Genomic DNA, 21,430 nt, shown 5'->3' on the forward strand with positions numbered 1-21,430 from the left:
ATCGCAGAAATATGGAAAGCCCACCTCGTATCCTCGGATAAGGTGGGCTTTCCATATTTTATTCTGCAATCTCCTCATATAGAAAGTAAGTTACATTATAAATGTGTTCTACTTCATCATCTGTCATAAATAACAATTCTTCACGTTCAATTCCCTTTTTCTTTTCAATAAATTCAATCATATTTTTCCGTTCTTCTCTTTTCATCATCTTTCATTCTCCTCTCAATCTGTTTTAATACAGTTTATTTAAGTTAATAGTATTATATAACAGAATCTTTAGAAAGTTCCATATTTTTTATATATTTTTGATAAGAACTTTTCGACAAAACAAGTCCCTTTGAAGGGACTTGTTTTCATCTCAAAGTCGTAAAAACTCAGGCTGAGTCGTACCAGCATGATCAATGTAGTAAATTGTATTCGGATTAATTTTAATGAGTACATAGTTTGGATCTTCAGCTCCAAGTAACCAACGTTTTAGGCTATTATTCCAAAATTTGTTTTTCAGCGTTTGATCTTCTTCTATTGAAGCTATGCCTTCGACTTCAATATAATCTTCATCCAAATTCTTTCCTTCGCGTCCAAGTAATACGTGTACATTTGGATTTTTTTCGATGTCCGTTAATTTTTTTGAATTACGATCTGTTGCAACGTATAGTACAAAATCTTCATGAAAAAACATCATAAAAGCGCTATGAGGTCTATTGTCGCGTATAGTAGCAAATACGCCAGTTTTTTGTCCTTGAATAATGGTTGCGATTTTTTCTTTTAAGTGCATTTTTTTGCTCCTTTTCACTATTCATAATTTGTTTAGTATGAACTTTGAATTTCTTGAGATCTTTTATACTTTTTTCTTCAATTGCATTTTTTAAACGTAATTGTGATGAAATGGGACAAGTTAGGAGAAGAATAATGATAATAGTGAGAAGAAACACATATGGAAGGATGGAATACATGTTTAATAAAATTTTTCTAATACTTGCACTTGTTGGAGTGCCACTTTCTATTCTTGGAAAAACAATGCATTGGCCACAGACAATTATGTTTGTTGTATATTGTATTACAATTATTGCACTAGCCGCTTTTATGGGAAGGGCAACAGAAAGTTTAGCGATTGTTTCTGGACCACGGATTGGTGGACTATTGAACGCGACTTTCGGTAATGCGGTAGAGCTGATTATTTCAATTTTTGCCTTACAAGCAGGGTTAATAGAAGTCGTGTTAGCTTCTTTAACAGGTTCGGTTCTTGGGAATTTATTATTAGTAGGAGGCCTTTCTTTTTTTGTGGGGGGGCTTAAGTACAAACGGCAAAGTTTCAATGTTTATGATGCGAGACATAATTCCGCATTATTAATATTTGCAGTTGTAGTAGCTTTTGTTATTCCTGAGATTTTTTCAATGAAGATGGATATAGGAAAAACACATCAATTAAGTATTGGTGTTTCTATTATCATGATTATTATGTATTTAGCGGCCTTATTCTTTAAATTAGTCACACATCGCGGTGTGTATCAGCATAAAAGTGATGAGGTAGAGCATGAGGAAGAACCTGAATGGTCAAAAGGAAAAGCGCTGCTTATTTTAGCAATTGCAACAGTTGCAGTAGCTTATGTTTCAGAGGCACTTGTTCATACATTTGAAACGGTGGCCAAATCATTTGGCTGGTCAGAATTATTTATAGGGGTTATCATCGTTGCAATTGTTGGTAATGCCGCAGAACATGCTTCTGCAATTATTATGGCATATAAGAATAAGGTAAATATTGCAGTTGAAATAGCGGTCGGTTCTACATTGCAAGTTGCAATGTTTGTTGCCCCTGTATTGGTACTCCTTTCCATGTTTTTTACAGTAAAAATGCCGTTAATATTCACGATACCAGAGCTTATATCTATGATCACAGCGGTCTTTTTGACAATCGCGATTTCAAATGACGGAGATACGAATTGGTTTGAAGGAGGCACATTATTAGCGGCCTATTTTATTATGGGAATTGGTTTTTACTTATTATGAAAAAAGTGGGATAACAATGTGATGGAGGGAAAACAATAGATAAAGTAAATCATTTACATACTGTTATGTAGGAAGGAGCCAGACAGGTGAAAAGAGTGTACAGTATATGCCTTTTAATTATAGCCACACTTATTTTATTATTTCCTTGTAGAAGTCTTGCGAAGACAACAATACAAGTAAAGGTGCCCTCATCTGTTTTAAATATTTCAAAAGACAATACGTATCCAAATGAAACACAAGATTTACCGCGTTTGCAACCGAGTAAATTTGCAAAAGAATTGTTAAAAACATCAACGATTAGAATTGAAAATCCAGATTTAATTCGGATGTTGAATGAAACCTCGATTTCAAATGCGCCTCTTGCAATAGGGTATAAGGCAAAAATTTATTTAGGCCAATGGCCGTTAAATTATGAATCGACAGACACAACAATTAATTGGGAATATAAACAAGTGAATCGAAATGTATACGATAATCGAGGGGTAGAACGACTATATCCACTTCGCTATAAACAAGAAACACAAAGAACTGTAGAAGGTAATCTAACAGCAGATATTAAAGATGCAACAGATGTGAAAAAAATGATGCTTTTAAAGGCGTTGGAAAAAGTACAATTACCACTCTCTTTTAAAACAACAATTGGTTACGGTACAGGTCATGAGCGTGTATATAATATTAGTCCAAAACAAATGGGGTACTTATATGCTTATACACCAGCAGTAAATGAAAAAGGAAAAGTCACATTTGGAGAAGTGTATCTTGTTTTGAAAGGAAATCAAAAAAGACTCGTTATTAAAAATATTACATCGCAAGGAATTGGAGCGGCTATTCCGATTCAAGATCACTTGTCTTTTAAATTTATTTCGTCACTACAACCGCAATGATAGTAATAGTTAAAAACGTCAGCTCCATATGCTGACGTTTTTAACTATAGTGTAATATTGGTTTTTTTTGTTAAGAAATTTTCAGTTGGATAATAGCTATTTTTCACAAGAATATTTGGTCCAAGGCATTTCACAGCTGGACAATGACAGCTTAATGATTTCGCTGTTTTTGAACTGCCCCATTTGTCATATGCTTCTTGTAATGTATTTGTTTGTACATTACCGAGAATAGGAATATCACCAAAATCTGTCACGATAATATTTCCATCAAAAATATTCACATTTAAACGAGAACGTCCATCTGGATCATTACGAACGGTCACGTTTTTACTCTCATGTAATTTCTTTAATGTAGCTAAATCACGTTCATCATCACTACATGCATAGAAAGGTAATGTGCCAAATAACATCCATACGTTTTCATCACGAATATCTAATAAATGCTCAATTGCACTTCGAATTTCAGCTTTTGTTAAAATTTCAAGGTTGCTAGCAAAATCACTTGGATACATTGGATGCACTTCATGACGTTTACAACCCATTTCTTCAACAATTTGACGATGGATGTTTTCAATATGTGGTAGGGTACGTTTATTTAACATTGTTTCTGCTGACACAAGAACACCTGCATCTGATAAAGCTTTGCTATTTGTAATCATTCGTTCAAATAACTTGGCACGTTGTTCATAAGTAGGCTTGCGAGCCATCATCGCAAAGCCGCCTTCAACGAAGTCATCGATTGTTCCCCAGTTATGTGAAATATGTAACACGTCTAAATAAGGAATAATTTGTTCATACCGGGCTAAATCTATAGTTAAATTTGAATTGATTTGAGTGCGAACGCCTCGTTCATGGGCATATTTTAAGAGTGGTGTTACATAGTTATCGACGGATTTCTTTGACATCATAGGTTCTCCGCCAGTAATACTTAAAGAACGTAAATGAGGAATCTCATCTAACCGCTTTAATAAAAGCTCCATCGGAAGCGGATTTGGATCCTTCGGTTGTAATGTATAACCGACAGCACAATGCTCACAGCGCATATTGCATAACGTTGTTGTTGTAAATTCAACGTTTGTTAATAGTAATTTGCCGTACTCTTCAAGGTCCATATACGCTTCCCATGGATCGTAAGAAGGAGTAATCGGCTTCATTGTTTGTGATATACTCATCTGAAATACTCCTTTGACTATTGAAATAACAATTTGTCCATCCTCTATAATAGAAGAATATGGACTTTTTATAAAGTGAAACTTTTTGTAACGAGAATTTCTTGATTTGTTTATTTCGCTTTAAAAGAAAAAGAAAGCGTCTTATATTTCTGTTTGCATAGAATGGAATCCTAGGGCAAAATTGATGAAAATTCATGTCCATGACACTCGTTTTTGCGGTATAATAAAAGCAACTCGAATAAAAAGGAGAGTGCCTTCGTGGGAAAAGCAATTCATGATAAAGATTCACAACTAGTATATTTAAAAGAACGTTTAAATATGTTCATTGAAGTAATTGATACAATTGAGCCAGAAGAAGTAGAACTAGAAGATGTAGATCGTCTTCTTGCAATGTTAGATGAATTAGAACTGAAATGTGAGCAATTTAAAAAAGACGAATAATATATTAAAGCGGCTGTCAATGATGTATTGGCAGCCGTTTTCTGTAAGTACGCTGCCTTATTATAAAATATGCGGATTTATTAAAATAGAAGGAATATGGAAAAAAGGGTATAATCAAGTTGTGAAAAATTTCATTCAATCTTAAGAGTCATTAAATAAATAGAGATTTAATGATGAAATTTTCATCTCATAACGTTTTTGATAGCGTTCACAATTGAGGGGGAAGTAACAATGGAAAAGCTTCAAGAAACTATGTATCAACTGATCGTTGAAACGTCGACGAATTTACCGAAAGATGTTCGCCGTGCGATTCAGCAAGCGAAAGAGCGAGAAAATGCAGGGACTCGTTCAGCAATGGCACTTGGCACGATTACAAATAATATTAAAATGGCAGATGACAACATCTCGCCAATTTGCCAAGATACAGGGATGCCAACGTTTAAAATTTATACACCAGTTGGTGTGAATCAATTGAAAATGAAGGAAGCCATCTATAGTGCGCTTGAGCGGGCGACAAAGGATGGGAAACTTCGTCCGAATTCCGTTGATTCTCTTTTCGGAGACAATAGCGGAAACAATTTAGGGCCAGGTACACCTGTGATTAAGTTTGAACAATGGGAGAAAGATTATATCGATGCTCGTTTAATTTTAAAGGGAGGCGGCTGTGAGAATAAAAATATCCAGTATAGCTTACCTTGTGAATTAGAAGGACTTGGACGAGCTGGCCGCGATTTAGAAGGAATTCGTAAATGCCTTCTTCATGCAGTATATCAAGCACAAGGACAAGGATGTAGTGCAGGTGTAATCGGTGTTGGTATCGGGGGAGACCGCACATCAGGTTATGAATTAGCAAAAAATCAATTGTTCCGTACATTAGATGATGTGAATCCAATTCCAGAATTACAAAAGCTTGAAGAATACGTACTAGAGAATGCCAACAAACTTGGCATTGGTACGATGGGATTTGGTGGAGAAACAACTTTACTTGGTTGTAAAATTGGAGTGTACAATCGTTTACCAGCTAGTTTCTATGTGTCTGTTGCGTATAATTGCTGGGCATATCGTCGTCTTGGTGTAACAATTCATCCTGAAACAGGTGAAATTATTGATTGGTTATATCAAGAAGGAGAAGACACACTTCAGCAAGAAGCGACACAAGAAGAAAATGAACAGCGTGAAATTGTATTACAGGCCCCAATTACAGAAGAGCAAATTCGTGAACTCCGTGTTGGTGATGTCGTTACAATTAATGGCATGATGTACACGGGGCGTGATGCAATTCATAAGCATTTAATGGATAATGATTGCCCAGTAGATTTAAATGGACAAATTATTTATCACTGTGGCCCAGTTGTAGTGAAGGATGAAAATGACAATTGGAAGATTAAAGCAGCAGGTCCAACGACAAGTATTCGTGAAGAACCATATCAAGGGGATATCATGAAGAAATTTGGTATCCGTGCTGTAATTGGTAAAGGCGGTATGGGAGCGAAAACATTGGCGGCACTAGCAGAACATGGTGGTGTATATTTAAATGCGATTGGCGGTGCTGCACAGTATTATGCAGAATGTATTAAAGAAGTGAAAGACGTTGACTTCTTACAATTCGGTATTCCAGAAGCAATGTGGCACTTACGCATCGATGGCTTTAAAGCGGTTGTAACAATGGACTCTCATGGTAATAGTCTACATGCAGATGTAGATAAAACATCACTTGAAAAATTGGCTAGCTTTAAAGAGCCAGTATTTAAGTAAATGAAATAAAAAAATGCACCTCGAACAATTCGAGGTGCATTTTTTGGTACATATAGAAAAACTTGTTTAGGATGAAAGGGATATTGAAAACAGAAACTACAGGTACGATGATATATGGAAAGGAGACTATTTATGAAGTATAAATGGTTATATATAGGTCTCATTTTTTCAATTATAATGGCACTTGTTCCAGTTTCTGCTTTCGCGTATACGAACGCGCCCAATCACTGGGGAATTCCACGAGCTAAAAATGAGACTCCACCAGATGCGGGGAAAAAATTTACTGATTTACTTCGGGGTAACGGTGGTTTTTATTTAGGTGATACAAGTAAAAAAGATATATATTTAACATTTGATAATGGATATGAAAATGGATATACTGGACAAATTTTAGATGTGTTAAAAGAAAAGAAAGTACCAGCAACATTTTTTGTAACAGGTCATTATATAAAGACGCAAAAAGATTTATTATTAAGAATGAAAAATGAAGGGCATATTATTGGAAACCATTCTCGAAGTCATCCTGATTTTACAACTGTAAATGATGAGAAACTTCGGGAAGAATTGCAAAGTGTAACGGATGAAATTAAAAAAATAACCGGACAAAAAGAAGTGAAATATGTACGTCCTCCGCGTGGGATTTTTAGTGAGCGTACGCTAGCTCTTACGAAAGAGATGGGGTATTATAACGTGTTTTGGTCGCTTGCATTTCTAGATTGGAAAGTAGATCAGCAAAGAGGATGGCAATATTCTCATAATCATGTTATGAATATGATTCATCCAGGGTCCGTTATATTACTTCATGCTATATCAAAAGATAATGCAGAAGCACTTGCAAAAATCATTGATGATTTGCGCGAGAAAGGGTATCATTTTAAAAGCCTAGATGATTTAGTAAAAAGCAATCAACCGTAAGCATGTATGCTTGCGGTTTTCTCATGCTATAATGATGTGTAAAAAGGATGGGGAAACGTATGTGGAGCGAACATGTTACGTTAAAGAATCCGTACCACTTTGAAGAAGTATTAAGGCGTCTATCTTTTGATCCACTAAATGTTGTCCAGTTAGAAGAGAAAATAGTTTATGTTCCACTTCTTATAGAGGAAGAACAAATTGTTGTTCGCGTGCAAGGGATTGGCACGCTTCAAAATCCACAATTTTGGATTTCAAGCCAAACAGGGGAACAAGAGAAAGTTGTGAAACGCATCTATTCCATTTTTCAATGGAATGAATCTTTTCAAGATATACAAACCCATTTTATAAACACATCATTACGTCCGCTTTTTGAAACATATGCCTATACACCACTTATTTTAGAGTTTGATTATTTTGCTTGTCTTCTTCGTTGTATTATTCATCAACAAGTACATTTGAAATTTGCTACTGCACTTACAGAACAATTTGTAAAACGGTATGGAGCAGAGAAGAATGGTGTTTTCTTTTTTCCTACACCAGAAAGGGTAGCAAATATTTCAATAGAAGAGCTTAGAAATCAGAAGTTTAGTCAACGAAAAGCTGAATATATGGTAGGGCTAGCAAAACATATAGTGGAAGGTAAGTTGAATTTAGCGGAACTAGAAAAACAAACAGAAGAAGAAGTGTCAGCGCAATTGTTACCAGTGCGAGGTATTGGTGCATGGACAGTGCAAAATTTTTTATTATTTGGACTTGGGCGGCAAAACATGTTTCCGAAAGCAGATATCGGGATTCAGCGTGCACTTCAAGGGATATTTCAATTGGAGAATAAACCAGATGATGCACTTTTAGAACAAGTGAAACAAGAGTGCGAACCATACTGCAGTTATGCAGCGTTATATTTATGGAAAAGTATAGAGTAGAGGTGTAAGGATGATACAAAAGCAACACGAGAGTAAGTTGGAAGTTGGTCAAACGTTTCCTGTGACAATTAAGCGTCTTGGGATTAACGGAGAAGGCGTTGGTTATTTTAAGAGACAAGTTGTTTTCATTCCAGGAGCATTGCCAGGAGAAGAAGTTGTTGCGGAAACAACGAAGATTCAGCGTGGCTTTGCTGAAGCAAAAGTAAAAAAAGTTCGTAAAGCGTCACCGCACCGTGTGAAAGCACCATGTCCAGTATATGAGGAGTGTGGTGGCTGTCAGCTACAACATTTAGATTATAAAGAACAATTGAATCAAAAGCGTGATATCGTTGTACAAGCATTCGAGAAGTACATGAAGAATAGTATGGAGGAGAAAATTCGTCCGACACTTGGTATGGAAAATCCATGGCATTATCGTAATAAGAGTCAATTACAAGTGGGACGTAAAGATGAAAAGGTTATTACAGGATTATATAAACAAAACTCACATCAGTTAATTGATATTTCTCATTGTATGATTCAACATAAAGCAACGAATGAAGCGACAAAAGTTGTAAGACGTATATTAGAAAAATTAAATGTTTCTATTTACAATGAGAAGAAACAAAAAGGTTTAGTACGCACAATTGTGACACGTACGGCAGTTCAAACAGGGGAAGTACAAGTCACACTTGTTACAACAAAAGAAGAATTACCAAATAAAGAACAGTTTATCGCAGAAGTACAAAAGCAGATGCCAACTGTTAAATCAATTATGCAAAATGTGAACTGGCGTAAAACATCTGTTATCTTCGGGGACAAAACATTCCGTTTAGCTGGAAAAGAAGTGATTCAAGAAACGCTTGGTGATTTATCATTTGAATTATCAGCACGTGCATTCTTCCAGTTGAATCCAGAACAAACAGTTGTCCTATATAACGAAGCGAAAAAAGCTGCTGCGTTAACAGGTACGGAAAAAATTGTTGATGCATATTGCGGCGTTGGTACAATCGGCCTTTGGCTTGCAAATGATGCCGATGAAGTGCGCGGTATGGATGTCATTCCAGAAGCGATTGAAGATGCAAAGAAAAATGCAAAGCGTCACGGATTTACAAATACAAAGTACGAAGCTGGTAAAGCAGAACAATGGCTACCGAAATGGGTGAAAGAAGGCTGGCGCCCAGATGTAATCGTAGTTGATCCACCTCGCACAGGCTGTGACGATAAATTGCTTGAAACAATTTTAAAAGTAAAACCAAAAACAGTTGCATATGTTTCTTGTAACCCTTCATCGTTAGCTCGTGATGTAAAAGCATTAATGAAGAGCTATGAAGTGGAATATGTGCAACCGGTTGATATGTTCCCGCATACGGCGCATGTGGAGAATGTAGTGAAGCTTGTTAGAAAAGAAAATTAAAGGTGTAGCAGTGAGAGATAGGTCTTATCGAAAAATCGATAAGGCCTAATTTTTATTTGGGATGTTTTATCAGGGAGTGAAAGGAAGTGCTCAAGTAAAAACTCCATAATTTTTTTAGCTATTCCTTGCTTTTGAAAACCTGTTTTATTTCCTTGCCCACACACTTTTTTTAATTACAAAAAGTGTCCTGCCATTTTCAAGTACTACAATATAATTGGATAAATTTCTTTTTATGAAGTGAAAGTGTATTCGGGAGCGACATCTTTGAATTTCACACCTACTATGTTATTACTGGGGTTTATTGGGAGCGGAGGATGTTCAACTGTCAATTTTAAAAAATGCAATGGTTCTCACCTTAATTATGGCAGGTGCCATTTTGCTAATTCGATGATTAATGATAAAGGCTGCTTCCAGCTTTTTTATGAGCTTAGCGGCCTTTTGTCATTTTTGGGATAAGTCTTATACATACTATAATTTTGATAATACCTGGAGGAGATTATGAAGAAGGGCAAATTTAGTTTACAAGCCATTATTATTATATTCGTTTGCATTGTCGTCGTATTATCACTTGGAATAACTGATTTAATAATAAGCCAAAAAATTACTTCCAGTGTGGAAGAAACAGAGAAAGAAAAGGCCCTCAATACTGCAAAGATGGTAGCCCTTAGTCCGCAAGTGATTGAAGCCCTTGAAGGGAAAGCAAACGAGAAAAATGTCCAAGTTTTTAGTAATCAAATTAGAGAAAAGATCAATGTCAACTTCGTTGTTGTTATGAACATGAAAGGAATCCGTCAATCCCATCCGGACCCTGAATTGGTTGGAAAGCCCTTCATGGGAGAAGATGAAGGGCCAGTTCTTAAAGGAAAGGAGTATGTGTCCATTTCAGAGGGGACTCTTGGTCGATCCATGCGGGCATTTACTCCAATAAAAAATTCACAGGGAAAACAAGTGGGTGCGGTTGCTGTAGGAATTACTTTAGAGAACGTTACAAAGGCGGTACAGAAAGGACGACTGGCGGTCGTTATAGGGACGTTAATCGGAATCCTAATAGGTGTAATCGGTGCAGTGTGCCTAGCAAGATACATCAAAAAAATCCTTTTAGGGCTCGAGCCGATCGCTATTGCTAAGCTGCTTGAAGAACGTAGTTCCATGCTTCAGTCTGTGCGTGAGGGAATCATAGCCATCGACCAAGAAGGGAATATCACACTTGTAAACAGGGCAGCCAGTAAGCTTTTTAAAAAAGCCGGACTTGGAGAGAATCCTATAGGGAAGAACATTGAAGATTATTTGCCAGAGACCCGGTTAAGTCGCATTATCAAATCGGGTGAGACAGAGCTCGACCAAGAACAGAACCTGCATGGGGTTACCATTCTAGTAAACAGGGTACCAGTGATTGTGCAAAATCAGCCGGTGGGAGCAATCGCAACATTCCGTGATAAAACCGAGGTTCAAGTTTTGGCTGAACAGCTTACAGGTGTACGCAATTATGCGGAAGCTCTTCGTGCTCAGACTCATGAATTCATGAATAAACTTCATGTCATTCTTGGCCTGGTTCGTACTGAACAATACGATACACTTGCTAACTATGTAAGTGAAGTCGTTAACCACCGTGAAACGGAAGTGGGCTTTGTAACGAAAAAAGTCCAAGATCCGGTTCTTGCCGGGTTTCTGATTGGCAAGCTAAGCTTTGCAAGAGAATCAGGGGCCTTACTTTCATTTGATAGCGCAAATACACTTCCCAAGCCTGCCAACTCGGAAATTACACATGATTTAATAACGATAATTGGAAATCTCGTCGATAACGCAATGGAGGCAATTGCAGACAGTCCAAACAAAAAAGTCGACCTTATACTGGATTACGCAGAGGATATTTTAACAATAGAGGTTAAAGACACAGGAGTGGGAATGACGAATTCACTCCAAAACAAAATATTGAATAAAGGCTTTTCAACGAAAGGAAATCACCGTGGATTCGGATTATACCTGTTGGCGCAGGCAATTGAAAGACTGGAGGGGGATCTGATTATTTCGTCCAAGCCTGGAAAGGGAACGAATTTTGGTGTATATATACCTTATAAAGCAGAGGATGTATGAAAATGATTAATGTAATGATTGTTGAAGATGACCCGATGGTAGCGAAAATCAATAAGCAGTACCTTTCTAAAATTGCCGGGTTCCGTTTAGTTGCAATAGCCAATTCAGTTGCTGAAGCCATCCAACTTTTAGGAAAGAATGATATTCAGCTCATTCTTTTGGATATTTTTATGCCGGGGAAACAGGGCCTGGAGCTGTTATCGTACCTTCGGAAAAATGATCTTGAAATTGATGTCATCATTATTTCAGCGGCCTCAGATCTTGAACGAATTAAGAGGGCATTAAGGTATGGTGTTGTCGACTATTTAATTAAGCCTTTCGAGTTTGATCGGTTTAATGCTGCACTTGCTGCCTACCTTGAGCAAACTCGGTTAATTGATAAACAGGATTCGGTAAGTCAGCAGGAGCTCGATCACTTACTTTTGCACAGAGAAGAAGCCGTAATCACAGAGGAACTCCCAAAGGGATTAACCAAGGATACCTTAAAGCAGATATGGGATGCGGTTCAAGAGTTGAAGCGGGGGCCTTTTTCCACTGATGAAGTAGCTAATGTTGTAGGCATTTCAAAGGTTTCAGCAAGAAAGTATCTTAACTTCCTAAAGGACTTAGGAATACTTGAAGTCAAAGTCATCTATGGAACAATCGGACGGCCTGTGTATCAGCATGAATATAACCAATATAAGGAACACCTAATAAAAAACTTTTTGTAAGCAGTTTTTGAAACTGCTTACTTTTTTTATTTACCAAAAGGATTATTAAACTTTCATAAACTATGAAAACGCTTTCCTTGCGAATATGATAGACATGTAACAAAACAAAAGGAGATTAAAACATAGTACAAGATGCAAGGAAATTGGAACCGATTTCTTCGATTATTAGAATAAATGAAGAAATAATGGATTCCTTTCGAGATTATAAAAACTACTTTAGGAGGGTTAAAAATGCAAATTCCAATTAAGAAAACACTTGATAAAATTCCAGGTGGTATGATGGTTGTTCCACTTTTTTTAGGAGTATTAACGAATACCTTTTTCCCGGAAATTTTAAAAATTGGAAGTTTTACAACGGCATTATTCAGTAAAGAAGCATCATCTACCATTTTGGCATGTTTTATGTTTTTAATTGGTTCACAAATTAATTTCAAATTAGCACCAAAGGCAATAAAAAAAGGTGCAATATTATTAACAGGAAAATTTATAATAGGTGCTGGTATAGGGTTAACTGTAGCAATGATTTTTGGGCCTGCCGGAGTACTAGGATTATCACCATTAGCCATCCTTGCAGCGTTATTAAATGCTAATGGTGGATTATATGCATCTCTTGCTTCATCGTATGGTGACGAAACTGATGTAGGCGCATATGCTGTATTTTCTTTAAAAGATGGTCCATTTTTCACATTAGTTGCATTAGGTGCATCCGGACTTGCCACAATTCCTTTTCAAACACTTGTAGGAGTATTAATTCCAATCGTAATAGGAATGATTTTAGGAAATATTGATTCTGATATGAGAAAGTTCCTTGGAAGCAGTAAATTATTATTAATTCCATTCTTCTCATTCCCATTAGGTGCAGGAATGGATCTTTCAACTATTATAAAAGCGGGCGGTCCTGGCATATTACTAGGATTAGTAGCTTCATTGACTGGAATTGGAGCTTACGTACTTTTGAAGTTATTTAAAGAAAATCCTATCGTTGGTTTAGCAACAGGGTCAACTGCAGGAAATGCTGTAGCTACACCAGCTGTTGTTGCAGCAGCAGATCCAACCTTAGCTTCAATAGCACCAGGAGCTACTGCACAAGTTGCAGCAGCATGTGTAATATCTGCAGTAGTCTGTCCGATTATTGTTAGTTATGCATTTAAAAGGTCCGAAAAGAAAAAAGCTGAAAAATCAATTACAGGGGCAGCATGACAATAAAGTAAAAATCTACTGTTATCCTGGCCATCATGCTGCTGAAGCTTTTAAGCCAATTTGAAAATGAAACAAAGATAAAGCAGTCAGCGGTTTCACTGTCTACTTTGTTTAGTTACAAAAAGGGTCATTAAGTTAAAAAACTAGTGGGATAAGGAAAATTTTATTAACATGGTTGCGGTATTGTCGGAATAACTATTTTAAGATGGAAGGAAGGAAACACCATGAATGTACCTGAGAATGTTATTATTACTACAATAAAAGGAAAAGAAGTTCTCTCCAATCCTTTTTTGAATAAAGGAACAGCTTTTACGAAGGAGGAAAGGGAAGATCTTGGACTTGAAGGTCTGTTACCTCCACAAGTACTCACCCTTGATGAACAAGTTAATAGAATCTATGAACAATATTCGATGCAGACGACGAATCTGTTTAAAAACGGGTTGCTTTATGATTTATATAACCGCAATGTTGTCTTGTTTTACCGTCTTTTGAAAGAACACCTGGCAGAAATGCTCCCTATCATCTACACTCCTACTGTCGGTGATGCAATCCAGTCATACTCCCATAGCTATCGTCGCCCAGGTGGCCTATATCTTTCCATTGATGATCCTAAGGGCATTGAAAAGGCATTTTATAATCTAGGAAAGCCCAAAAATGGTATTGATTTAATCGTCGTTACCGACTCTGAAAGTATTCTTGGTATTGGGGACCAAGGGATAGGCGGTATTAATATTGCGATTGGTAAACTTGCCGTGTACACGGCTGCAGCTGGGATTGATCCGAGCCGTGTTCTGCCAGTTGTGTTGGATGTTGGCACGAACAATCAGACTTTGATTGCAGACCCTATGTATATCGGCAACAAATTCGCACGTGTCCGCGGTGAGCGTTATGATCAATTCATTGATTTATTCATTCAGACTGCAAGAGAGTTCTTTCCAGAGGTTCTCATTCACTGGGAGGACCTTGGCAACGTCAATGCGCGAAAAATCTTGGACAAATGCGGTGACAAAATCCTTACCTTTAACGATGACATCCAGGGAACAGGTGCTGTTACTCTTGCTGCTATTATGTCTGCTTTGAAAGTAACAGGAGAATCCCTGAAGGACCAGCGCATTGTTGTCTTTGGACCAGGGGCTGCCGGCATTGGTAACGCAGACCAAATGGCAGATGCCATGGTTCTAGAAGGAGTGACTAGAGAAGAAGCCTATGATCGTTTCTGGGCTGTTGACTATCGGGGTCTACTAACAGATGAAACACCAGATGTTCTGAACTTCCAGAAGCCTTATACAAGACAGGTGGATGAAGTTAAGGACTGGGATAAGAATGAGGAAGGGATCATTTCATTAATGGAAGTAGTTCGAAGAGTGAAGCCAACCATCCTGATTGGTACTTCCGGACAAGCCGGTGCCTTCACTGAGGATATTATAAAAGAGATGGCCAAGCACGTTGAACGTCCAATCATCATGCCAATGTCCAACCCGACTGCGCTGGCTGAAGCAGTGCCAGAAAACCTAATCAAATGGACAGATGGCAAGGCGTTAATTGCGACTGGCAGCCCCTTTGCTGATGTAAAATACAAAGGTGTTACTTATGAAATCGGGCAGTCAAACAACGCATTTGTATTCCCAGGGCTTGGACTTGGAGCAATTGTTGCAAAAGCTGAAATCATCTCAAAAGGAATGTTCGCAGCAGCAGCAAATGCAGTTGCCAAAATGTCAGATACGAGCACATCAGGCGCATCCCTGCTGCCATCCATTGAAAAGCTTCATGAAGTCTCAAAATACGTAGCAATTGAAGTAGCACATGCTGCAATACACGAAGGAATTGCAAAAATAGATATTCAAGATGTTGAAAATGCTATTGAAGATGCTATGTGGAAACCTGAGTATAAAGAAATTAAGAGTGTAGGTATTTGGACAAAGATTAATTCCTATGCATATTAAATAGTTAAATAAAATGCCTGTACTCCTGGTAATTGATCGAACTTTCGGTATTCCAGGCAGTGACAGGCATTTTTATAATAAACTAGATTAAATGGGGCCAACCCTTTTTGGAAAATCTTTTATATATACGGTTTATTGTTTTGGTCTAAACCTGTGAGTGTTTTTTTGTAGGGATATTTATTTTGTCACTGAAATAAGTATTTTAATTAAAACCTCATTTAGATCTATCACGCTGAACCGTATCATAACTAAATGGTTTTTTTATGGAAGTTGAATATAAGTATACAACTGTTTTCCACCCTGCACAGGAGAAATACAAAGCATAAATAATAAAAATAAAGAAGCAGAAAATCACTTAGGATTTTCTGCTTCTTTGTTTTTATACTGCTATTTGCTAGTATACGACAACCGGTTCATAAGTACTTAGATTATCATACACAGTTTTCGCAACACTAGGAGAGAGGTTGACACATCCGCCTGAACCTCCCGTTAAATAGGCATTATTTGCCCAGTTTGTCCGCCAGCCCGCATCGTGGAACCCTTGTCCACTGTTAGTAAACGGAGCCCAGTAATCTACCTTAACGGAATAATCAGGTTTACCGACTGCGCTGCCTTTGAGGGTGTACGGTGTTCGTTTATAGAGAATATACCACACTCCCGGTGATGTATCTTCACTCGTGCTATGTTTACCAGTTACTACATTCGTTGAGACTACCAATTTCCCATCTTTGTAAATCCAAATTTGCTGTTCTGCAATTGACACTTCAGCATACGTGTCTCCAATGCCATTATTTGCAGTTGTTTCATAACCGATGCCTTCATTATTCCAGCCGTTTCCGTAAATATTAGAAGCAGAAAGCGATTTCTCCCCTTTTTCGAAGGCTTCTTGGATTCGTTTTGCTTCTTTTTCAACATTTATTGCCCAGCCATAGCCTTGTCCTTTTACTGATATGACCGAACCAGAATGGGTTTTAAATGCGAAGTCTTTATTTAATGTTGATTTAGAATTATTAATTTCAGCAATCTTGTTCTTAATATCACTCTCATCGATTGTAACCTTCATATCCTTTGACATAGAGGCATTTTTAATTAGATCTTTAGCCTTTAAAGAGTAAATTTCATTTTGTACCTTATAATCAATGGTTTGTTGAAGAAGATCCTGTAGCGCTTGTTCTTCTTTTTTGATAATTGAATCGTTTTCTTTAATAGGCTGTATGTATACAGGATTCAAATGGATTTCGCTTTTATACTTCTGCTTGTCATAATCCTTCAATAGACTAGCGACATCATACTGTTTTCCGTCACTGCTTTTTGAGATAACAACTTTGCCCTGTTCGAGCTTCGCCATAGCATCTTGAGGCGCTTTTAAATCTTTATTCATAGATAAGAGCTTTTCTTCTACAAGTTTTTTCATGGTCTCACTTCGATAGTGATCAGCTTTTTCCGGTAGCAGCGAATAATTTTTTTCCTTTGAGGAAGGGAAAAATGTCCACTGGCTTTTTAATAGTTTCTTAACTTTAGGCAAATCCTCATTCGTAAGTTCCGTTTGCGTATCTTTTTCATCTAAAATTTGTTGTTGGCCGACATAGACTTTGTTTTCTAATCCAGATGTTTTTAATTTCTTTAGTGCCTGATCAGCAGTCAGACCGCCCACTTTTGTGTCATTAATCGTAACCTGTGAATTGAAACGAGTTGCTTGATAATAACTCATTCCCGCAATTAGAAGTACAATTATAACGCCGACACCTATTGTGATAAACTTCCCATTTGTAAAACGTTTGCTTGAGTTTACCCGTTTTTTATCAATTTCTTCAACTGATTCATTTATTGTGTTGTTGTTCATAAACCATTCCTCCATATACATCAACGTCAATCGACTTTAAACTAGTGTATTTACATACTAAACCATTGATTAGTTTACCTTATTATTCTTAAATTTTCATTATTTTTTTACCAGATTTTACAGTGTTGAATTGGCCAAAGTTGGATTTTGGTCAATAGAATGAACACGTTAATAGCCTAAAGTGAACTTTTCAGCCTCGTTAAACGTAACCGAGCGATAGGAAGAAAGGGGAGCACATAACAGTCCTACATATAACAGGCTTATTTTGTAGCACACAGAGAATGATACATAAAATTGTATACCCCAAAAAGTTCTTTAAATGATAGCCAAATCCTTTAGATTCACAATGAATAGCCCCTTCCATACCCCTTGTAAGCCCATCAAAAGCCCCTTACAAGTAATAAATCATTACAAAAACAAAACAAAAAACTACTACTACAACAATTCACTAAAAGAAATAACATCGTAGTAGTAAAAAAATTTTCAAATTAATTACCCAATTTCCTCCCAAAACTCTATATGTATGAAAGCAGCGGCAATTTTATATTTGTCGTCAAAGACGGGAGGAATATATATGGCGGTATACCGGAATGTACAGGTGAATTTTTGGCAGGATGATTTTGTATTGGACTTAACACCGGAGGAACGATACTTTTACATATACTTGCTGACATGCTCTAAAACTACGCAATGCGGCATTTATCCGCTGCCGAAGCGTTTAGCGGAAATGGAAACAGGCTATAACTGGGAGACTGTTGAGAAGTTGCTGCAGCGGTTTATTGACTATGGAAAAATATTATATGATGCAGAAACGAAGGAGCTATACATTCAGAACTGGGTGCGCTATAACCCCGTTACGAATACGAACGTTGAGAAATGCGTATTGCGTGAGCTAAAGACTGTGAAAAGCAAAAAGTTTGTACATATGTTCCTTCAAAAATGTTTGGAGGAAGGGCTGAATGTTCCGCTATTACTAGAGCATTTTGGCATGCCGGATGAAGAGCCTGTGGTTATTCCTCAAGAGACTTTTGAAAGTGATGAAACGGATGGAGAAGTAGAAGAAGTGGAGCCGGGGAGCAGTGTATTCCTGTTTTATGAACAAAACTTTGGTAGTTTGTCGCCTTATACTGCGGATGAATTAAGTGAATGGATTGCAGATCTGTCAGATGAACTTGTATTGAAAGCACTCCAGATTGCTCATGAAAACAACAAGCATACGCTTGCTTATGTGAAGGGAATTTTACGGGACTGGCATGAGAAAGGATATACGAAGCTGAGTGAAGTAGAGAAAGCGGCAGTGAGGTTTCGGAAGAAGGAACCGTCTGTTGCCTATGAGACTGAGGAGTTTCTAAAGGAGTGCGAAGAGTGGGAGAAAAACGTACCGTCTGAAGAAGAGCTACAGAATTTTTTACAGGAACATGGGTGGCGTCCGTGAACTAGAAAAGGGAGATTGGACACTATTGATTTAATATGTATAGTCGATGCGCATAATACATTGGCAGAAGTATACATGTGGCAGAAAAAGGCTCTGACCGCTTCTATGCATGGCCAGATGCTCTCTCCTACCCAAAAAGAGGGGTTTTATGTCGGGTTTTTAATTGATGTATATATAGCCACGAAGTGAGCTCTCTTGTGTTACTATGAAAAGAAGATTACGAAAAACATCATAGAATGCTTAAAATTTTTGTTTTATGTAACGGAAAAAGAAAGGCGGTGAGTCTGTTAATAAAAACATGAATAGGCAAATGTCTATGTTTTTAATAGCAGAAAACAATGAACAACTACAAATTAACAATTCAATATGACGGCGGCCGCTATAAAGGCTGGCAACGTCTTGGAAATAATGATAATACGATTCAAGGAAAAATCGAAAGTGTATTATCAGAAATGGTCGGAAAAGAAATCGAAATTATCGGTTGCAGCAGAACAGATGCTGGTGTCCACGCCCTTAATCAAATAGCTAATTTTAAGATTGATGAGAATTTACCAGAACTTAAAGTTAAAAAGTATTTAAATCAATACTTACCAAACGATATTAGTATTACGGATGTGGAGTTAGTTTCTGAACGTTTCCATGCTCGTTACAATTCGAAAGCGAAGACGTATTTATATAAGATTTGGAATGAGGAACATACGAATCCATTCATGCGTAAATACAGCATGCACGTTGGTAAAAAGTTACATGTTGAAAATATGAAGAAAGCAGCGCAATATTTAATTGGTTCACATGATTTTACTGCTTTTTCAAACGCGAAATCTAAGAAGAAGTCTATGGTTCGTGAAGTATATATGCTCGATATCGTGGAAAGTGAAGGCTTCATCCAAATTAGAGTGAGTGGAAACGGATTCCTTCATAATATGGTGAGAAAAATCGTTGGAGCATTAGTAGAAGTGGGGTTAGGTCAGTTAGATGCTGATACGATTCCTCAAATTTTAGAAGCGAAACAACGAAATCAAATTAATTGTCTTGCGGATGCGAGCGGATTACATTTGGAGAAGGTTGATTTTTAAAGATTTATAATAAAAAAATAAGGGGTATTCTGTAATATGAAAGGTACCTGTCGTGAAATCGTACAAGCTTTAATGTTTGTACGATTTTTTTAGTAGGAACTATTTCAAAATCTAGGTAAGCTAAGCTTCCGAAATAGTTCCGTATGTTTTCTAAGAAATCCTCTACGTTTTTTTTCTCATTTCAACCAACTTCTCTTTTGCTAACTCCACTGCGATAGCATCATCTAAATAGCCAATTGGAAATATATAATCTGGGATAATATCTGTTGATAAAACGAAATACAATAAGGCACTCCCAATGATAGCGCGTTCTTGAAGGGGAGTAGATTCTTTGCAAAATTGATGATACATATCTGTTAATTGCTCAATGAAAGGTCCTGTGCTGTCAATTTGTTCTAGCTTTGTTGAGAAACTTTCATGAATACGTTTTTGTCCTTCTGTTGTTTGAGCATACCGCTCATAACTTTCGAGTTCCTGTTTTACACGAGTTGTTGTGTAATCGTAATCGAATAGGTTAGATGATTGTAATGTATGTTGAATTGCGTCGAGTGATGTGTACATATCTGTTTTTTCTCTTTTTGTGTGAGGAGAATCAGGGTACATCGCATCATATAACAATTGCGGTGGAACTTGCAGACACTCTGCAAACTTTTGAAGGTGTTTTTGCTTTGCTTGTTGCTTACCATTTATAATCCGTGAAATTGTTGAAGGGTCAATGTTTGTCAGTGTTCCCAATTGACGCATTGATAAGGCACGCTCTTTTAACAATTTTTTTATTAACGTACCAAGCTGGTCATTTGGATTTTGAGTGGACATGGTTTAGGCACTCCTTCTCTTTTAAAAGTGTTGAAAAAATGTTGAGCGTTTATTACAAGTATATGAAGTTGACAGGCACAGTTGCTCAACATTTTCATAAGATGCATGGAAAAGTCAAAAGAAGGAGAGAATGTTGATGAGCACAGCAGGCTTATTTTCCATTTTTCTAATTGGGATTGCTTCTAATTTAGATAATGCAGGTGTAGGTATTGCGTATGGAATTCGTAAAATTCAAATTTCTTGGCTTAATAGTTTTATTATTGCCCTTTTTGGTTTTCTTTTTACTTTATTAGCTGGTTTTTTTGGCAATTGGATATCATTGTTTATTTCAGATTTTATGGCAAATTTAATTGGGGCAATTGTACTTGGTATCATTGGGGGATTTATTTTATGTCAGCCACTACTTAGCAAGGAAGAAGCACCAGAGAAAAATGCCAATATGTTTATAAGAATATTACGTAATCCAGAAAATGCTGATTTCGATGGTTCTAAAACAATCAGTTTTTCTGAAGCACTTATACTAGGGGTTGCATTATCAATTAATAATATTGCAGGGGGATTTGATGCAGGGATAACTAATTTAAACCTTTGGTGGACTGCAATTGTCTCAGGTGTATTTAGTTTTATTTGTGTTAGTGGTTTTTCCTATATAGGGAAAAGATTTTTAGCGGAATACTTAGGGAAATGGGCAACAATTATTGCTGGTATTTTACTGATTCTTATTGGAATCGACCAGTTGATGTAATGAGAGTGTGGAACAACAATATTCGGGTATTTCCTTGGAAATACAACAAAGCATTGCATATATCGACGAGCTTTT

Annotated in this window: 19 protein-coding genes; 14 read left to right on the forward strand and 5 right to left on the reverse strand. The window is 37.0% G+C overall.

Annotated features, from left to right (window positions below):
* Nucleotides 1-58: 58 nt before the first annotated feature.
* Both COO03_RS19410 and COO03_RS19415 read right to left on the reverse strand, forming a co-directional pair.
* On the reverse strand, nucleotides 59-205 hold the full coding sequence (locus tag COO03_RS19410) for a BH0509 family protein (protein ID WP_026008701.1): 147 nt from the start codon (nucleotides 203-205) through the stop codon (nucleotides 59-61).
* Nucleotides 206-358: 153 nt separating this feature from the next.
* A complete protein-coding gene (locus COO03_RS19415) occupies nucleotides 359-775 on the reverse strand; it encodes a pyridoxamine 5'-phosphate oxidase family protein (protein ID WP_097898732.1) in 417 nt (138 codons plus the stop codon).
* Between the two features lie 176 nt (nucleotides 776-951).
* Here COO03_RS19415 and cax point away from each other — a divergent pair, with 176 nt between their 5' ends.
* Both cax and COO03_RS19430 read left to right on the forward strand, forming a co-directional pair.
* The gene (gene cax, locus COO03_RS19425) at nucleotides 952-2,007 is read left to right on the forward strand and encodes a calcium/proton exchanger (protein WP_141523238.1); all 1,056 of its coding nucleotides are present in this window, start codon (nucleotides 952-954) and stop codon (nucleotides 2,005-2,007) included.
* An 86-nt stretch (nucleotides 2,008-2,093) separates the two neighbouring features.
* Nucleotides 2,094-2,891, forward strand: a complete 798-nt coding sequence (locus tag COO03_RS19430; protein WP_097898735.1) for a YfkD famly protein — start codon at nucleotides 2,094-2,096, stop codon at nucleotides 2,889-2,891.
* Nucleotides 2,892-2,935: 44 nt separating this feature from the next.
* Here COO03_RS19430 and yfkAB read toward each other — a convergent pair whose 3' ends face one another.
* Nucleotides 2,936-4,063, reverse strand: coding sequence for a radical SAM/CxCxxxxC motif protein YfkAB (gene yfkAB, locus COO03_RS19435; RefSeq protein ID WP_097898736.1), 1,128 nt, complete (start codon nucleotides 4,061-4,063; stop codon nucleotides 2,936-2,938).
* A gap of 258 nt (nucleotides 4,064-4,321) precedes the next feature.
* On the opposite strand from yfkAB, the gene COO03_RS19440 reads away from it, so the two are divergent.
* The 9 genes from COO03_RS19440 to COO03_RS19480 all read left to right on the forward strand — a co-directional run bounded on the left by COO03_RS19440 (nucleotide 4,322) and on the right by COO03_RS19480 (nucleotide 15,440).
* Nucleotides 4,322-4,504 carry an SE1561 family protein gene (locus COO03_RS19440; protein WP_097898737.1) on the forward strand — a complete coding sequence of 61 codons (183 nt, stop codon included), beginning with the start codon at nucleotides 4,322-4,324 and terminating at the stop codon, nucleotides 4,502-4,504.
* Nucleotides 4,505-4,735: 231 nt separating this feature from the next.
* Nucleotides 4,736-6,259 carry a class I fumarate hydratase gene (gene fumA, locus COO03_RS19445; RefSeq protein ID WP_097898738.1) on the forward strand — a complete coding sequence of 508 codons (1,524 nt, stop codon included), beginning with the start codon at nucleotides 4,736-4,738 and terminating at the stop codon, nucleotides 6,257-6,259.
* A gap of 132 nt (nucleotides 6,260-6,391) precedes the next feature.
* Nucleotides 6,392-7,174 carry a delta-lactam-biosynthetic de-N-acetylase gene (gene pdaA / locus COO03_RS19450; RefSeq protein WP_097898739.1) on the forward strand — a complete coding sequence of 261 codons (783 nt, stop codon included), beginning with the start codon at nucleotides 6,392-6,394 and terminating at the stop codon, nucleotides 7,172-7,174.
* Nucleotides 7,175-7,233: 59 nt separating this feature from the next.
* Nucleotides 7,234-8,097, forward strand: coding sequence for a DNA-3-methyladenine glycosylase family protein (locus COO03_RS19455; protein WP_097898740.1), 864 nt, complete (start codon nucleotides 7,234-7,236; stop codon nucleotides 8,095-8,097).
* A 10-nt stretch (nucleotides 8,098-8,107) separates the two neighbouring features.
* Nucleotides 8,108-9,493, forward strand: a complete 1,386-nt coding sequence (gene rlmD / locus COO03_RS19460) for a 23S rRNA (uracil(1939)-C(5))-methyltransferase RlmD (RefSeq protein ID WP_097898741.1) — start codon at nucleotides 8,108-8,110, stop codon at nucleotides 9,491-9,493.
* A gap of 498 nt (nucleotides 9,494-9,991) precedes the next feature.
* Nucleotides 9,992-11,587 (forward strand): DcuS/MalK family sensor histidine kinase, encoded by a 1,596-nt coding sequence (dcuS, locus tag COO03_RS19465; protein WP_097898742.1) that lies wholly within the window; start codon nucleotides 9,992-9,994, stop codon nucleotides 11,585-11,587.
* A gap of 2 nt (nucleotides 11,588-11,589) precedes the next feature.
* Nucleotides 11,590-12,297 (forward strand): response regulator, encoded by a 708-nt coding sequence (locus tag COO03_RS19470; protein ID WP_097898743.1) that lies wholly within the window; start codon nucleotides 11,590-11,592, stop codon nucleotides 12,295-12,297.
* 231 nt (nucleotides 12,298-12,528) lie between these two features.
* Nucleotides 12,529-13,497: a 2-keto-3-deoxygluconate permease gene (locus COO03_RS19475; RefSeq protein WP_097898744.1), complete on the forward strand. Its 969-nt coding sequence runs from the start codon at nucleotides 12,529-12,531 to the stop codon at nucleotides 13,495-13,497.
* Between the two features lie 224 nt (nucleotides 13,498-13,721).
* Nucleotides 13,722-15,440, forward strand: a complete 1,719-nt coding sequence (locus tag COO03_RS19480) for an NAD-dependent malic enzyme (RefSeq protein WP_097898745.1) — start codon at nucleotides 13,722-13,724, stop codon at nucleotides 15,438-15,440.
* 394 nt (nucleotides 15,441-15,834) lie between these two features.
* Here COO03_RS19480 and COO03_RS19485 read toward each other — a convergent pair whose 3' ends face one another.
* Entirely contained in the window at nucleotides 15,835-17,283 is a 1,449-nt protein-coding gene (locus COO03_RS19485) for a L,D-transpeptidase family protein (protein WP_097898746.1), read from the reverse strand.
* A gap of 574 nt (nucleotides 17,284-17,857) precedes the next feature.
* On the opposite strand from COO03_RS19485, the gene COO03_RS19490 reads away from it, so the two are divergent.
* Entirely contained in the window at nucleotides 17,858-18,718 is an 861-nt protein-coding gene (locus COO03_RS19490) for a DnaD domain-containing protein (RefSeq protein WP_097898747.1), read from the forward strand.
* 338 nt (nucleotides 18,719-19,056) lie between these two features.
* Complete coding sequence (gene truA / locus COO03_RS19495) at nucleotides 19,057-19,794, forward strand: tRNA pseudouridine(38-40) synthase TruA (protein WP_097898748.1); 738 nt, start codon at nucleotides 19,057-19,059, stop codon at nucleotides 19,792-19,794.
* Between the two features lie 162 nt (nucleotides 19,795-19,956).
* On the opposite strand, the gene COO03_RS19500 is transcribed toward truA, so the two are convergent.
* Nucleotides 19,957-20,610, reverse strand: a complete 654-nt coding sequence (locus COO03_RS19500; protein ID WP_097898749.1) for a helix-turn-helix domain-containing protein — start codon at nucleotides 20,608-20,610, stop codon at nucleotides 19,957-19,959.
* Between the two features lie 136 nt (nucleotides 20,611-20,746).
* On the opposite strand from COO03_RS19500, the gene ytaF reads away from it, so the two are divergent.
* Nucleotides 20,747-21,355 (forward strand): sporulation membrane protein YtaF, encoded by a 609-nt coding sequence (ytaF, locus tag COO03_RS19505; protein ID WP_230322543.1) that lies wholly within the window; start codon nucleotides 20,747-20,749, stop codon nucleotides 21,353-21,355.
* The last annotated feature ends 75 nt before the right edge of the window (nucleotides 21,356-21,430 follow it).

Source organism: Bacillus sp. AFS098217, from assembly GCF_002551815.1.
Classification (GTDB): domain Bacteria; phylum Bacillota; class Bacilli; order Bacillales; family Bacillaceae_G; genus Bacillus_A.